Origin of the sequence: Enterobacter sp. CPE_E1241, from assembly GCF_045618265.1 — a bacterium.
GTDB classification, from domain to species: domain Bacteria; phylum Pseudomonadota; class Gammaproteobacteria; order Enterobacterales; family Enterobacteriaceae; genus Enterobacter; species Enterobacter adelaidei.
Map to the genome: position 1 here is coordinate 1,703,513 of NZ_JBIWYV010000001.1, position 13,163 is coordinate 1,716,675.

Consider the following 13,163-nt stretch of genomic DNA (forward strand, 5'->3'; position numbering starts at 1 on the left):
GGACTGTTAATGGTATTGGAGTGTCTTTTGAAGACGAAAAGGAAGCAATTGATCTATTTTCAAAAAATCCTTCCAAAAATGATGATGGTAATGGTGTTTTGATGAAAGTCATTGTTATTCAATGTGTTGGCGTGGGTTTATTTTGGCTTTGATATTTATCTGTAAACGTTGGTGACAAAAGCATTGTAATATTTGTGATCGAGCGCCTGTTTTATTTCTGATGCTGGTAAATATGTTTTTTAATTTTTATGAGGGGAGGAGGGGTATTGCCATGTGGGCAGATAGAAGAAGCTATTTACTGTTTTATTGATATTGGTCATAAATGCCACTCGTGCAATTAAGGGAGAGTGATAAATACATCAAATTTTTGGCATCTGGAGGTGGGTATAATTCAGCGCTAATTTTAATTACCCGCTTTCTTACGTCTTTGAATATTTAATCTGAGGATATAACGATGAGTAAAGGGAAGGTTTGGCTTGTAGGGGCAGGGCCTGGCGATGCGTCTTTAATTACGGTAAAAGGTCTGCACTGTATCCGCCATGCGGAGGTGATTGTTCACGATCGCCTGGTTAACCCTGAGCTTCTGGCTCAGGCTCCGGCAAGCTGTCTGATTATTGATGTCGGTAAAACCCCAAGTCATCATCCGGTACCTCAGGAACAAATCAATGCCTTGCTGGTCAAGCACGCCGGGGAAGGGCGGCAGGTGGTGCGTCTGAAAGGCGGTGACCCCTACGTTTTTGGCCGCGGGGGGGAAGAGGCCGAGCAGCTGGCAAAAGACGGCCTGGCGTTCGAAGTCGTGCCGGGGATCAGCTCCGCGATTGGCGGATTGGCCTATGCCGGGATCCCGGTCACGCACCGTCATTACGCCTCCAGTTTTCATATTGTGACCGGTCATATGTGCCAGGGGAACGACCCGCAAAACTGGCATGCGCTGGCGCAAATCAACGGAACGCTGATCGTTCTGATGGGAATGACCCGGCTGACGGAAATTTGCCAGCAGCTCATCGAGGGAGGCATGTCTGCCGGGACGCCGGTGGCGGTAGTGATGTATGCCAGCCAGTCTCGTCAGCAGATTGCCAAAGGTACGCTGACCGATATCCACCTCGAGGTTGAGCGTCAAAAACTGCATGCTCCTGCGCTGATTGTTGTCGGTGAGGTGGTCAACCTGCAGGAGATACTGGCGTTTTCTGCATCGCATATCGCGCTGAATCAGGTTGTTGTCTGATGTTATTCTGACATTTTCGAAATGGCCGAGTGAAACGAATGAGTGAGCATGGTGGTAATGTCCTGGAAACGGGGCTGCAGTTGGGGATCGCTCCCGAGTTGCTGTTGGATTTTAGCGCGAACATCAATCCGTTAGGCCTGCCCCAGCGCGTCAGGTCGCTCATTGTGTCCCATCTGGATATCATTACGCAGTACCCGGACGTTGAATACCGCCATCTTCATCTGGCGCTGGCCAGCGCCAGTCGGTGTGACTACGACCAGACGATTGCCGGAAATGGCGAAACGGAGTTGATCTATGGCCTGGTGCGAACGCTTGCCCCTCGCAGGGCGATGCTGCTGGTGCCGGGCTTCGCTGAATATCGCCGGGCATTACAGCAGCAGGGTTGCGAGATAATCGACTATGCGCTGAGTGAGCAGAACGGGTTCCAGGTGGATGCTTCCATACTGGACGCCGTTCGCGCGCACAGGCCCGATTGCCTGTTTATCGCAACGCCGAATAACCCTACCGGACTCATGCCTGATGCCGATCTTCTCGCCCGGCTGGCCTCGCTGTGCGAAACGCTGGAGATTTCGCTGATTGTGGATGAAGCGTTCATCGATTTTCTGCCGCAGGGCTCCACGCTGGCGCCACGGCTGGCTGACTCACGTTATCTTTACCTGCTGCGTTCTCTGACCAAGTTTTTTGCTATTCCCGGGCTGCGCCTTGGGTATCTGCTGAGCGGAAATACGCAGACTATTCGCCAGCTGAAACGCACCCGCGAGCCCTGGTCCGTGAATGCCTTCTCGGCGCTTGTGGGGCAACATTTGCTGTTGGATGAAGACTATATTGCTCGCAGCCACGCCTTTATCGCCCGGGAGCGGGATTTCCTGTGGCAGGCGATGACGCGTTTTTCATCGCTGGTGGTCTGGGAGCCGCAGGCCAACTTTATTTTCTTCCGCTGCCTGCGTCAGGGTTTCGACCTGAAAGCGGCACTGCTTGGTCATCATATCCTTATTCGCCACTGCGAAAACTATCCCGGGCTCGATCGCGACTACTATCGGATTGCCGTGCGTACTGAAGCGGAGAACCGTCGGTTTATTGCCGCGCTGACTGACGTTTTACAAGGCTAGGCGATGGACTATTTCCCGATTTTTTGCAATCTGAAGGGTAAGCGCTGCCTGATCGTCGGTGGTGGGCAGGTGGCGACGCATAAGGCAAAGGGGCTGCTGGCTGCCGGGGCTGAGCTGCGTCTGGTTGCGCCTACCCTGACGCCGGAACTCGGCAGCCTGCACGCGTGCGGTGACATCGAGTGGGTCCCGGCGACGTTTGCGCCGCAGTATCTGCAATCATGCTGGCTGGTCATTGCCGCAACCAGCGATCCGCAGGTGAACCGTCAGGTCGCCAGGGCCGCCAGCGCGGAGCGTCTGTTTTGCAATGTCGCAGACGACCCTTCTGCTGCCACCTTTATCTCGCCGGCCATTATTGACCATTCGCCGATCATTATTGCGCTGAGCTGCGGGGGCAATGCGCCGGTGTACAGCAAGATCCTCAAAGCGCATGTCGCAGCCCATCTTCCCCCTGGCATGCGGGAAAGCGTGCGGCTGGCGGGGGCGCTGCGTGAAAGGGTAAATAGCGCGTGCAGTGATCGGGAGCGCAAGCGTGCATTTTGGGACGCGTTTTTCCGGCATGTTCCGCTGCAAGAGGCTTTAGCGCAGGAACACGAGCAAGAGGTTAAGCAGCAGGTCGAGTGGCTCATTCAGCACAAGTTGCTGTCAGAGTAGCGTCACGCCGCCTTTTACCATCCGCAGCAGGTGTTGTTCAGGCCAGTGGCGGGTGAGCTGTTTTTTCGCTAACAGCCATTTCACATAATCGACATCGTCTTTATTTCTGTCCAGCATCAGCCCCACGACGCTGCCGCTGTGCGCCACGTTCACCCCGTAGATACCGCACTCCTCCACCAGTGAGAGCAGTGCGTCAAAATCCGGTTTAGGCAACAGCGTCTGGCTGGCGATGGCGCTGAGGGTTGCCGCTTCTCCCATCCGGTAAGGGTTTTGCGTCATACAGGATTCCTGTACTTTTTCCCATGCACGCTTCAGCGCTGGCGCGCCGGCATGTAACCCCGCCTGACGTGGGATGCGGTGATAATCGGCCGTGCGCAGCGTTTGCGGACTTTCGAGAACAAGCAGATCGAGATTGGGCTGGGCGTCGCAGGCAATCTGCGTGGAGGCGTCGTTATGATCGAAAAGGGTCAACTGGCGAAACACGGTACTGTCGGTGGGTTCGAGCGAAACGCAAAGCGTTGCCAGCGTGCTTTCGTCAAGCTGATGCCCCAGATGGTGGGCGGTGGCGACGGCGGTGGCGGCAATATCTGCGGTGCTGCTGGCCATCCCTTTGGCAATCGGGATGGTCGAATGCACATCAATGCGGATATCCTGGCTCAACTGCGCCGGGTAGTGCCAGTGCTGCAATAACCGCTCGACCATCGCGCGCGACAGTGGACGTTCATCCGCCAGGGCTGAGCCGTAGCTCACCTCAACCGTGCTGTACCATTCGACAGGGCAGGAGACCAATTTCTCACTGCCCAAAATCCAGCCCTGGATAAGCTCACCGCATGACGCGGGGCATTGCGCAACAGCCACGTTTCCACCTTTCTGGTCTGCAAATTCTGAAGCATAGTGTCATGAGGATATCCCTCGTACCTTGATATACCGCAAATTCCCGCCTGGATAATCTACATATTATTCTGCGATTCTGCTGAATACGTGACGCATCAATAAAGCCACACGAACTTACGTTGAATAGCAATATTATGTAATAGCCAGGTTTTAATACCTTAGTGAATTTTGATCACGACAAAATGAAAAAATATCAAGTGGTGCAATAACTTGTCGTAGCGCAATAAATATTGAAATTTTAAGCGTAATTATCTTTGCTTTTTATTTTTTGTGATAAAACGTTGAGTTATTGAGGAAGGCGTCAATTATTCTGGCGCCACGTTTTACACAGCGTGTATTTCATTGCGGTTAAGTATTTGCCTAAGGTGAAGTGAAACGCCGTAAATAGCATTGCTGTTTTATAACGCGTTATTTTCTCATTATGTAAGCCGACCGGTTTGCCACATTTGTGGTAGGGAAGGGGGTGATAATCCCCCGCAGCCCCCGCTGCTGTGATGCTGACGACCCCGTAATGACCACTGATCGTGAGATTGGGAAGGACGGGCGAGGAGGACGCTAAGCCAGAAGACCTGCCTGTCGGGAACGTTCAACAACTTCGGTGGGAAGTGGGTTGTACTGATGCATCATACAGTCGAAAGACTGGGGTTACGTGTATCTATACCTCCCGACCACCCTGGACAGGATCAGGGCCATGGCGGCAAAGCAGTACGCGTTTGTTCTTGCAGGTACCGGAAGCGGGTGTGGTAAAACCACGGTGACGCTAGGCCTGTTGAGTCTGTTAAAACAGCGTGGGTTACGCATCCAGCCATATAAAGTGGGCCCTGACTATCTTGATACCGGCTGGCATACCAAAGTCAGCGGTACATCCTCCCGCAACCTCGACAGCTTCATGCTTCCTGAGCCGATACTCAACGCGCTGTTCTGCGAGCATATGCAGCAGGCGGATATCGCGGTGATTGAAGGTGTGATGGGGCTGTATGACGGCTACGGCACGGATCCGAATTATTGCAGCACCGCCGCGATGGCAAAACAGCTGGGCTGCCCGGTGATTCTGCTGGTGGATGGCAAGGCGGTTTCTACTTCAATTGCCGCCACGGTAATGGGCTTTCAGCGATTTGATCCCACCCTCAATATTGCCGGGGTGATTGTCAATCGCGTCAACAGCGAATCACATTATCAGTTGCTCAAAACGGCAATTGAACACTACTGCACGGTACCCGTCCTGGGTTATGTACCCCGCGTTGAAGGCGTCGGTTTGCCCGAGCGCCATCTGGGACTGGTCACCGCCCGGGAGTCGGTCGCGGACCTGCAGACCTGGCTGCATTTTTCCGCCATTCTCGAACGTACGCTGGACATCGTGCAACTTCTCGCGCTCAGCCAGATGGCGTCGCTGCCGCAGGGCTCCTGGCCCGCGCTCCCTGACGGGGACGCCGGGCGCGGGTTGACGCTCGCGATGGCCGATGACGAGGCGTTCAACTTCTATTACGCGGATAACATCACGCTGCTCGAACGTACCGGGGTCGACATTATCCGCTTTAGCCCGCTGCGCGATACCCATTTACCTGACTGCCAGATGGTCTGGCTTGGGGGCGGTTACCCGGAGCTGTACGCGGCACGGCTTGCGGAAAACACCACGATGCTTGCCAGCCTGCGGGAGGCGCACCGGCGAGGCGTAGCGATTTACGCCGAATGTGGTGGGCTGATGTATCTCGGCAGCACGCTCGAAGATAGCGAGGGGGCCACGCACCGGATGGCCAATGTTATCCCTGGCCACAGCAGGATGGGTAAACGGCTGACCCGTTTTGGCTATTGTGAGGCGCAGGCGCGCCAGCCCACGCTGCTGGCCGATAGCGGAGAGGTGCTGCGTGGGCATGAATTTCACTATTCCGACTTCTCTCCCCAAACCCCCGCGGTACTGGCGTGTCGCAAAGTACGCGATGGCGTAACGATGCAGGAGTGGGCGGGCGGTTGGCAGGTTGGCAACACGTTCGCAAGCTACCTGCACCTCCACTTTGCCCAACGCCCCATGATGCTTACCCGCTGGCTGACGGCGGCGAGGGGGGCGCTATGACCCTGCTGGCCTGGTGCGTCGCGTGGCTGCTCGATGTCACTATCGGCGACCCGCAAAACTGGCCGCATCCGGTGCGCTGGATAGGCAACCTGATCAATGCGATGCAGCGGAGTATTCGCCGCTGCTGTCATAGCGACACGGCGCTACGCGTTGGCGGCGGCGTCATGTGGCTGGCGGTAGTGGGGCTGACCTGGGGCATATCCTGGGGCGTACTGGCGCTCGGACGGATGGTTCATCCCTGGCTGGGCTGGGCGATTGAAGTGTGGATGATGTTTACCGTGCTGGCCGGGCGCTGCCTGGCAAACGCTGCACGGGACGTTGAACGTCCTCTGCGAGCGGGCGACCTTGATGAAAGCCGCGAAAAACTCTCCTGGATAGTGGGACGCGATACGTCTCAACTTCAGCCGGAACAGATCAACCGGGCGGTGGTGGAGACCGTCGCGGAGAACACGGTCGATGGCGTTATCGCCCCACTGTTTTTCCTCATGCTGGGCGGTGCGCCACTGGCGATGGCCTATAAGGCGGTGAATACCCTCGATTCAATGGTGGGCTACAAGCACGAAAAATACCGTGCGATCGGCATGGTCAGCGCCCGTATGGATGACCTGGCGAACTATATCCCCGCTCGTCTGAGCTGGCTTCTGTTGAGCATCGCGGCGTGGCTATGCCGTGACGATTTCTCCCGCGCGCTGCGCCTCGGCTGGCGCGACCGCTACAACCACAGCAGCCCCAACTGCGCGTGGGCAGAAGCGACGGTCGCCGGCGCGCTGGGCATCCGGCTTGGCGGACCCAACGTCTATTTTGGTCAGCGCGTAGAAAAGCCGTGGATTGGCGACGCGCAGCGCCCGATTGCGGTAGACGACATTTCCCGAACGATTCGACTGATGTGGGTTTCCTCCACCCTGGCGCTGGCGCTGTTTATCGCAGCACGCTGGTTGATGGTTGGCGTGGCCTGAGGACAAGAGACAATGCAATACATCCAGCAACCCCAGGCGATTGAAGCCAAAAGTTTCGACATCATTGGCGAAATCATTCGCGAAACGCGGCCGGAATACCGGTTTGCCAGCCCGCTGCATGAGGCGATCGTCAAGCGGGTGATCCATACCACCGCAGATTTTGACTGGCTGGATATTCTCTGGTTTTCAGATGATGCGCTGGAACAGCTTTGCGCGGCGCTCCGTCGCCCGTCAGTTATCTATACCGATACCACGATGGCGCTCTCCGGGATCAACAAAACGCTGCTGGCGACGTTCGGGGGGGAATGTCGCTGCTATATCAGCGACCCGCGGGTGGTGGCGCAGGCAAAAGCACAGGGAATAACCCGCTCGATGGCGGCGGTGGATATCGCGGTGGCGGAAGAAAGTGAGAAGGTCTTCGTCTTTGGCAATGCGCCAACGGCGCTGTTTCGCCTGCTTGAGCATGATGTTGCTGTCAGCGGCGTGGTGGGTGTTCCGGTGGGGTTTGTGGGAGCGGCGGAATCGAAAGAGGCGCTGACGCACAGCAACTTGCCCGCGATTGCGGCCCTTGGGCGCAAAGGCGGCAGCAATGTGGCGGCGGCGATTGTGAACGCCATGCTCTATTACCTGCAGGGGGCGCGATGAGCGATTCAACCTTCGATGCCCCGGTATGGCATAACGGAAAGGCGTTACGTAAAGGCTACACCACCGGTTCCTGCGCGACCGCGGCAGCGAAAGTCGCCGCACTGATGGTGCTGCGCCAGCATCTTATTCATCAGATCTCCATTGTGACCCCCTCCGGCGTCACGCTATGTCTGAACGTGGAGTCGCCGCACATTGAAGGTCAGCAGGCGATTGCGGCCATCCGCAAAGACGGGGGGGATGACGTCGACGCCACACACGGCATGCTGATTTTCGCCCGCGTGACGCTCAACGACAGTGGCGAGATTGCGCTTTCGGGTGGCGAAGGCGTGGGGACCGTCACGCGTAAAGGCATTGGCCTGCCCATCGGCAGTGCGGCGATCAACCGCACGCCGCGTCACACCATTGAGTCCGCAGTGCGCGAGGCGATTGGTCCGACGCGTGGGGCTGACGTTGAAATCTTTGCGCCTGAAGGCGAAGCGCGGGCGCAGAAAACCTACAACTCACGCCTCGGGATCCTGGGCGGGATTTCGATCATCGGCACCACCGGTATTGTCACACCGATGTCAGAGGAGAGCTGGAAACGCTCGCTCTCTCTGGAGCTGGAGATTAAACGCGCGGCGGGGCTGGAACGGGTCGTGCTGGTGCCGGGCAATCATGGCGAGCGTTTTGTCCGCGAGCAGATGGGCATTGATGAAGATGTCGTGGTCACCATGAGCAACTTTGTCGGCTACATGATCGAAGAATCCGTGCGGCTGGGATTTCGCCAGATAGTGCTGGTCGGCCATCCCGGCAAGCTCATCAAAATTGCCGCCGGGATTTTCCACACCCACAGCCATATCGCCGATGCGCGCATGGAAACGCTGGTGGCGCATCTGGCGCTGCTCGGCGCGCCGCTGGAGTTACTGACCCTCGTCAGCGATTGCGATACCACCGAGGCGGCGATGGAGCATATCGAAACCTGGGGTTTTCAGCCTATTTACAGCCACCTCGCCAAACGTATCTGCCTGCGTGTGATGCAGATGCTGCGCTTTACCAAAACGCCGCCGACCTGTGACGCCATTCTGTTTTCCTTTGATAATCAGGTGCTGGGTAGCAACCGCCCGGTCGAGGCGATTGCCCGGGAGCTGCAATGTTAACGGTCGTGGGAATGGGGCCTGCGGGATTGCATCTGATGACGCCCGCTGCGCGTGAAGCCATTGAGTGTGCCGATGCGCTGGTCGGCGGAAAACGTCATCTGCTGCAGTTCCCGGCATTTTGCGGCGAGACGTTTGTCCTGGGCGCTAACATTCCGGCGCTGCTGGCCTGGATTGAGGCGCGTCAGGCGAAAAAGGTGGTGATTGTCGCCTCCGGCGATCCGCTGTTTTACGGTATCGGAACGCGAATGGTGGCGCATTTCGGTATTGCGCGCGTGCGCATTATTCCCGGCATCAGCGCGGTGCAGTACCTGTGTGCGCAGACGGGCATTGATATGAATGAGATGTGGCTCACCAGCAGCCATGGTCGCAGCGTAAATGTTGATGAGCTTGCACGGCATCGCAAAGTGGCGATGGTCACCGATAGCCAGTGCGGGCCGAAAGAGATTGCCGTGCAGCTGGTGGCACGCGGTAAGGGCCATCGCTGGATGGTGATTGGTGAAAACCTGGCAATGGAAAACGAACGGATCCACTGGCTGCCCGTCAGTGAGGTCAGTGCCGACTATGAAATGAATGCAGTGGTGATCCTCGATGAAAGATGAACTGTTTTTGCGCGGCGAAACTGTGCCGATGACCAAAGAGGCGGTACGCGCCCTGGCCATCGCGAAGCTTGCGCTGCACCGCGCCAGCCACCTGATTGATGTCGGCGCGGGGACAGGGAGCGTGTCGATAGAGGCGGCGCTGCAGTTTCCCTCGCTGCGCGTGACGGCCATTGAACGTAACCCTGCGGCTCTGCAGCTGCTTGCAGAAAATCGCCAGCATTTTGCCTGTCACAGTATCGCGATTTTGCCGGGCGTAGCGCCGTTGCCGGTGGCGGATAAGGCCGATGCGGTATTTATGGGCGGCAGCGGTGGCCATCTGACATCGCTTATTGACTGGTCCATGCGCCAGCTACATCCAGGCGGACGTCTGGTGATGACGTTTATCCTGATGGAAAACCTCACAACCGCGCTGGCCCATCTGCAACAGATCGGCGCGCAGGACATTGATTGCCTGCAAATGCAGGTCTCCGCACTGGCCCCGCTCGGCAGCGGTCATTATTTCAAACCGAACAATCCCGTTTTTGTTATCGCCTGTCAGAAGGAAGAACACCATGTCTGAGACGTTTGATTCCCGTTGCGTGTGGTTTGTCGGTGCTGGTCCCGGCGATCGAGAGCTCATTACGCTCAAGGGATACCGGCTGCTGCAGCAGGCGCAGGTGGTCATCTATGCCGGCTCGCTTATCAATACCGAACTGTTGGCCTATTGCCCACAGGGAGCCGAATGCCACGACAGCGCGGAACTCCATTTAGAACAGATAATCGACCTGATGGCGGCGGGCGTAATGGCCGGAAAAACGGTGGTACGTTTACAGACCGGTGATGTCTCGCTCTACGGCTCCGTCCGGGAACAGGGTGAAGAGTTGACCAAACGCGGAATCGCCTGGCAGGTGGTGCCCGGCGTCAGCGCCTTCCTCGGCGCCGCGGCGGAGCTTGGGGTGGAGTACACCGTGCCTGAAGTCTCGCAGAGCCTGATTATTACCCGCCTCGAAGGTCGTACGCCGGTGCCGGCGCGTGAACAGCTGGAGTCATTTGCCAGCCATCAGACCTCAATGGCGATTTATCTTTCGGTCCAGCGTATTCATCGGGTGGCGGAACGCCTGATTGAAGGCGGTTATCCAGACACCACGCCCGTTGCCGTCATTTATAAAGCGACCTGGCCGGAAAGCCAGACCGTACGCGGCACGCTGGCGGACATCGCCGACAAGGTACGCGAGTCGGGGATCCGCAAAACGGCGCTCATTCTGGTCGGGAAATTCCTGGGCGAGGAGTATCACTACTCAAAACTCTATGCCGCGGATTTTAGCCATGAATACCGTAAAGCCTGAGTCCATCGCGCTTTTTTGCCTGACCCCGGGCGGCGTGCGGCTGGCGAAGCGCCTGGCGGCAATGCTGCCGGTAACCTGCTTTACCAGCGAGCGTTTGCAGGAAGAGGGCTTTGTTCCCTTCGACGGCGGCTTTGCCCCGGCGGTTCGCGAGGCGTTCACGCACTACCCGTCGCTGATTTTTATCGGCGCAACCGGCATTGCGGTGCGCGTCCTGGCACCGTTAATCCACGACAAACTGAGCGACCCGGCGGTGGTGGTGATCGATGAACGCGGGCAGCACGTGATTAGCCTGCTTTCCGGCCATGCTGGTGGGGCGAATGCACTGACCCACTACCTGGCGGGAATACTGGGGGCTGACCCGGTGATTACCACTGCCACGGACGTCAACGAGATGGCCGCGCTGGATACCCTGGCCTTTCAGCTGAACGCCCGAATGAGCGATTTCCGGGCGACGGTAAAAATCGTCAACCAGATGCTGGTGGGCCACCAGCGGGTAGGGCTGTGGTGGGATGCGGAACTCGATGACGACGTCAGTCAATGCGATCGGCGCGGGTTTATCACCGTGAGCGACCTGCAGCACCTGCCGGAACTGGATGCGCTGGTGTGTATTACGCTGCGAAACACGCTGTCGGAACTGCCATTGCCGCACTGGAAGCTGGTCCCTCAGCGGGTTGTGGCGGGCATCGGTTGTCGACGCGACACGCCGTTTCCGCTGCTGGCGACGCTGCTGGCGCGTCAGCTTGAGGCGCAACGGTTCGACCCGCTGGCCCTAAAAGCGATTGGCAGCGTCTCCCTTAAAAAAGACGAAGCGGGCCTGCTCCAGCTTGCCGCCTGCTGGGGGGTGCCGTTTGAAACCTTTACCGCTGACGCGCTGCGTGAGCACGAACATCGCTTTCCGGCTTCACCGTTTGTACGCCAGACGGTTGGAGTGGGGAGCGTCTCTGGTCCGGCAGCGTGGCTGCTGAGCCATGGGCAACTACGAGGCGAAACCCTGCGCGAACAGGGCGTCACTATCACTTTGGGAGTTTCACACTGATGTTAACCGTAATTGGAATCGGCCCTGGCTCGCAGGCCATGATGACCATGGAAGCCGTAGACGCGCTGCAGGCGGCAGAAATCATCGTTGGCTACAAAACCTACACCCATCTGGTGAAGGCCTTCACCGGCGACAAACAGGTGATCAAAACCGGTATGTGCAAAGAGATTGAACGCTGTCAGGCGGCGATCGAGCTGGCGCAGGCCGGGCATAACGTCGCGCTTATCAGTAGCGGCGACGCCGGTATTTATGGGATGGCGGGGCTGGTGCTGGAGTTGGTCAGCAAACAGAAGCTGGACGTTGAGGTTCGCCTGATCCCCGGAATGACGGCCAGTATCGCCGCCGCATCTCTGCTTGGCGCACCGCTGATGCACGATTTTTGCCACATCAGCTTAAGCGATCTGCTGACGCCGTGGCCGGTCATCGAAAAACGTATTGTCGCCGCGGGAGAAGCGGACTTCGTCATCTGTTTCTATAACCCGCGCAGCCGGGGGCGCGAGGGCCATCTGGCACGGGCGTTTGAGCTGCTGTCCGCCAGCAAAAGCCCGCAAACGCCGGTAGGGGTAGTGAAGTCTGCCGGGCGTAAAAAGCAGGAGAAGTGGTTAACCACGCTGGGCGACATGGACTTTGAGCCGGTCGATATGACAAGCCTGGTGATCGTCGGAAATAAAGCCACCTTCGTTCAGGAGGGGCTGATGATCACCCCCCGGGGCTATGTGCTGTGAACTATGGTGACGTGCTGGTCATGGGCGGCACCAGCGATGCCCGCGCGATCTGCCAGCAACTGGATGCGGCGGGCGTGGCCTACACCCTGTCGGTGGCGACGCCCACCGGGCAGCGGCTGGCGGGCGATATTAACGGTCAGGTGCGCTGTGGCCGCCTGGAGCCACAACAGATGGTTGACTGGCTGGCGGAAAACAGGACCCGCTGGGTGATTGACGCTTCGCATCCCTACGCTGAGGTGGTCAGCCGCAACATCCTGACGGCCTGTGAAACGGTGGGGGTGTTGCTTAGCCGCTATCAGCGCCCCGAACAGCTCAGCGAGCTGACGCATCCGCTGCTCTACAGCGTGCCGGGAATTGAAGAGGCCTGCGAGATCGCGCGGCGGCTGGGCGAACGGGTGCTGTTGACCACCGGCAGTAAAGATCTGGCGCGCTGGCGCGCCGGTCTGCCGGAGAAAACGCTGCTGGCCCGGGTTTTGCCAGTGCCTGAGGTCATCGAGCAATGCGCCGGGTTTGGCTTTGGCGTCACCGAGATCTTTGCTATGTGCGGGCCCTTCAGCGCTGAATTTAACGCGGCGTTTTATCGTCAGTGCCGGGCTGACGTGATGATAACCAAAGCCTCCGGTGCGGAAGGTGGCTATCAGGAGAAGGTTCAACCCTGTCTGGATGCGGGCATCCCCTGCATCGTGATTACACGCCCGGCACCGCTGGTGACGGGAGAGGAATTACTGGAAAGTCAGGCCGCATTCGCCGGGCGTTTAGCGCGCTGGCTGGCCGCTGCTTAAGGAGTTAGA

Annotated in this window: 15 protein-coding genes and 1 riboswitch; of the genes, 14 read left to right on the top strand and 1 reads right to left on the bottom strand. The window is 57.9% G+C overall.

Annotated elements, in window-relative coordinates; translation table 11 throughout:
* Positions 1-20: 20 nt before the first annotated feature.
* From ACJ9Y9_RS08145 to ACJ9Y9_RS08160, 4 genes are all read left to right on the top strand, one after another.
* Entirely contained in the window at positions 21-152 is a 132-nt protein-coding gene (locus ACJ9Y9_RS08145) for a hypothetical protein (protein ID WP_255660306.1), read from the top strand.
* A gap of 302 nt (positions 153-454) precedes the next feature.
* On the top strand, positions 455-1,225 hold the full coding sequence (gene cobA, locus ACJ9Y9_RS08150; RefSeq protein ID WP_028019183.1) for a uroporphyrinogen-III C-methyltransferase: 771 nt from the start codon (positions 455-457) through the stop codon (positions 1,223-1,225).
* Between the two features lie 38 nt (positions 1,226-1,263).
* Complete coding sequence (gene cobD / locus ACJ9Y9_RS08155) at positions 1,264-2,334, top strand: threonine-phosphate decarboxylase CobD (RefSeq protein ID WP_028019182.1); 1,071 nt, start codon at positions 1,264-1,266, stop codon at positions 2,332-2,334.
* 3 nt (positions 2,335-2,337) lie between these two features.
* Positions 2,338-2,985: a bifunctional precorrin-2 dehydrogenase/sirohydrochlorin ferrochelatase gene (locus ACJ9Y9_RS08160; protein WP_050482949.1), complete on the top strand. Its 648-nt coding sequence runs from the start codon at positions 2,338-2,340 to the stop codon at positions 2,983-2,985.
* Here ACJ9Y9_RS08160 and ACJ9Y9_RS08165 read toward each other — a convergent pair.
* Positions 2,977-3,843: an L-threonine kinase gene (locus ACJ9Y9_RS08165; protein ID WP_028019181.1), complete on the bottom strand. Its 867-nt coding sequence runs from the start codon at positions 3,841-3,843 to the stop codon at positions 2,977-2,979. The genes ACJ9Y9_RS08160 and ACJ9Y9_RS08165 overlap by 9 nt on opposite strands.
* 452 nt (positions 3,844-4,295) lie before the next feature.
* Positions 4,296-4,471, top strand: a riboswitch (cobalamin riboswitch).
* Between the two features lie 99 nt (positions 4,472-4,570).
* Here ACJ9Y9_RS08165 and ACJ9Y9_RS08170 point away from each other — a divergent pair.
* Genes ACJ9Y9_RS08170 through ACJ9Y9_RS08215 form a run of 10 tightly spaced genes read left to right on the top strand, consistent with a single transcriptional unit; the run spans position 4,571 to position 13,154 of the window.
* On the top strand, positions 4,571-5,950 hold the full coding sequence (locus ACJ9Y9_RS08170) for a cobyrinate a,c-diamide synthase (RefSeq protein WP_028019180.1): 1,380 nt from the start codon (positions 4,571-4,573) through the stop codon (positions 5,948-5,950).
* The gene (gene cbiB / locus ACJ9Y9_RS08175) at positions 5,947-6,906 is read left to right on the top strand and encodes an adenosylcobinamide-phosphate synthase CbiB (protein ID WP_028019179.1); all 960 of its coding nucleotides are present in this window, start codon (positions 5,947-5,949) and stop codon (positions 6,904-6,906) included. Before ACJ9Y9_RS08170 ends, cbiB begins: the two co-directional genes overlap by 4 nt.
* 12 nt (positions 6,907-6,918) lie before the next feature.
* Positions 6,919-7,551, top strand: a complete 633-nt coding sequence (locus ACJ9Y9_RS08180) for a cobalt-precorrin-8 methylmutase (protein WP_028019178.1) — start codon at positions 6,919-6,921, stop codon at positions 7,549-7,551.
* Positions 7,548-8,687: a cobalt-precorrin-5B (C(1))-methyltransferase CbiD gene (cbiD, locus tag ACJ9Y9_RS08185; protein ID WP_028019177.1), complete on the top strand. Its 1,140-nt coding sequence runs from the start codon at positions 7,548-7,550 to the stop codon at positions 8,685-8,687. The genes ACJ9Y9_RS08180 and cbiD overlap by 4 nt, the downstream gene beginning before the upstream one ends.
* Positions 8,681-9,286, top strand: coding sequence for a cobalt-precorrin-7 (C(5))-methyltransferase (locus tag ACJ9Y9_RS08190; RefSeq protein WP_407226082.1), 606 nt, complete (start codon positions 8,681-8,683; stop codon positions 9,284-9,286). The genes cbiD and ACJ9Y9_RS08190 overlap by 7 nt, the downstream gene beginning before the upstream one ends.
* Positions 9,276-9,845: a decarboxylating cobalt-precorrin-6B (C(15))-methyltransferase gene (locus ACJ9Y9_RS08195; RefSeq protein ID WP_028019175.1), complete on the top strand. Its 570-nt coding sequence runs from the start codon at positions 9,276-9,278 to the stop codon at positions 9,843-9,845. The genes ACJ9Y9_RS08190 and ACJ9Y9_RS08195 overlap by 11 nt, the downstream gene beginning before the upstream one ends.
* The gene (locus ACJ9Y9_RS08200; RefSeq protein ID WP_028019174.1) at positions 9,838-10,611 is read left to right on the top strand and encodes a cobalt-precorrin-4 methyltransferase; all 774 of its coding nucleotides are present in this window, start codon (positions 9,838-9,840) and stop codon (positions 10,609-10,611) included. The genes ACJ9Y9_RS08195 and ACJ9Y9_RS08200 overlap by 8 nt, the downstream gene beginning before the upstream one ends.
* The gene (cbiG, locus tag ACJ9Y9_RS08205; RefSeq protein WP_028019173.1) at positions 10,592-11,647 is read left to right on the top strand and encodes a cobalt-precorrin 5A hydrolase; all 1,056 of its coding nucleotides are present in this window, start codon (positions 10,592-10,594) and stop codon (positions 11,645-11,647) included. Before ACJ9Y9_RS08200 ends, cbiG begins: the two co-directional genes overlap by 20 nt.
* Positions 11,647-12,372, top strand: coding sequence for a precorrin-3B C(17)-methyltransferase (locus ACJ9Y9_RS08210; protein ID WP_028019172.1), 726 nt, complete (start codon positions 11,647-11,649; stop codon positions 12,370-12,372). The genes cbiG and ACJ9Y9_RS08210 overlap by 1 nt, the downstream gene beginning before the upstream one ends.
* On the top strand, positions 12,369-13,154 hold the full coding sequence (locus ACJ9Y9_RS08215) for a cobalt-precorrin-6A reductase (protein WP_028019171.1): 786 nt from the start codon (positions 12,369-12,371) through the stop codon (positions 13,152-13,154). Before ACJ9Y9_RS08210 ends, ACJ9Y9_RS08215 begins: the two co-directional genes overlap by 4 nt.
* Positions 13,155-13,163 lie beyond the last annotated feature (9 nt).

Excerpts from the sequence above, each read along its gene's own strand:
- ACJ9Y9_RS08170 (WP_028019180.1), top strand. The coding sequence starts at position 4,571 with ATGGCGGCAAAGCAGTACGCGTTTGTTCTTGCAGGTACCGGAAGCGGG.
- cobD (WP_028019182.1), top strand. The coding sequence starts at position 1,264 with ATGAGTGAGCATGGTGGTAATGTCCTGGAAACGGGGCTGCAGTTGGGG.
- ACJ9Y9_RS08210 (WP_028019172.1), top strand. The coding sequence starts at position 11,647 with ATGTTAACCGTAATTGGAATCGGCCCTGGCTCGCAGGCCATGATGACC.
- cbiB (WP_028019179.1), top strand. The coding sequence starts at position 5,947 with ATGACCCTGCTGGCCTGGTGCGTCGCGTGGCTGCTCGATGTCACTATC.
- ACJ9Y9_RS08200 (WP_028019174.1), top strand. The coding sequence starts at position 9,838 with ATGTCTGAGACGTTTGATTCCCGTTGCGTGTGGTTTGTCGGTGCTGGT.
- ACJ9Y9_RS08195 (WP_028019175.1), top strand. The coding sequence starts at position 9,276 with ATGAAAGATGAACTGTTTTTGCGCGGCGAAACTGTGCCGATGACCAAA.
- cbiD (WP_028019177.1), top strand. The coding sequence starts at position 7,548 with ATGAGCGATTCAACCTTCGATGCCCCGGTATGGCATAACGGAAAGGCG.
- cobA (WP_028019183.1), top strand. The coding sequence starts at position 455 with ATGAGTAAAGGGAAGGTTTGGCTTGTAGGGGCAGGGCCTGGCGATGCG.
- ACJ9Y9_RS08180 (WP_028019178.1), top strand. The coding sequence starts at position 6,919 with ATGCAATACATCCAGCAACCCCAGGCGATTGAAGCCAAAAGTTTCGAC.
- ACJ9Y9_RS08190 (WP_407226082.1), top strand. The coding sequence starts at position 8,681 with ATGTTAACGGTCGTGGGAATGGGGCCTGCGGGATTGCATCTGATGACG.
- cbiG (WP_028019173.1), top strand. The coding sequence starts at position 10,592 with ATGAATACCGTAAAGCCTGAGTCCATCGCGCTTTTTTGCCTGACCCCG.
- ACJ9Y9_RS08160 (WP_050482949.1), top strand. The coding sequence starts at position 2,338 with ATGGACTATTTCCCGATTTTTTGCAATCTGAAGGGTAAGCGCTGCCTG.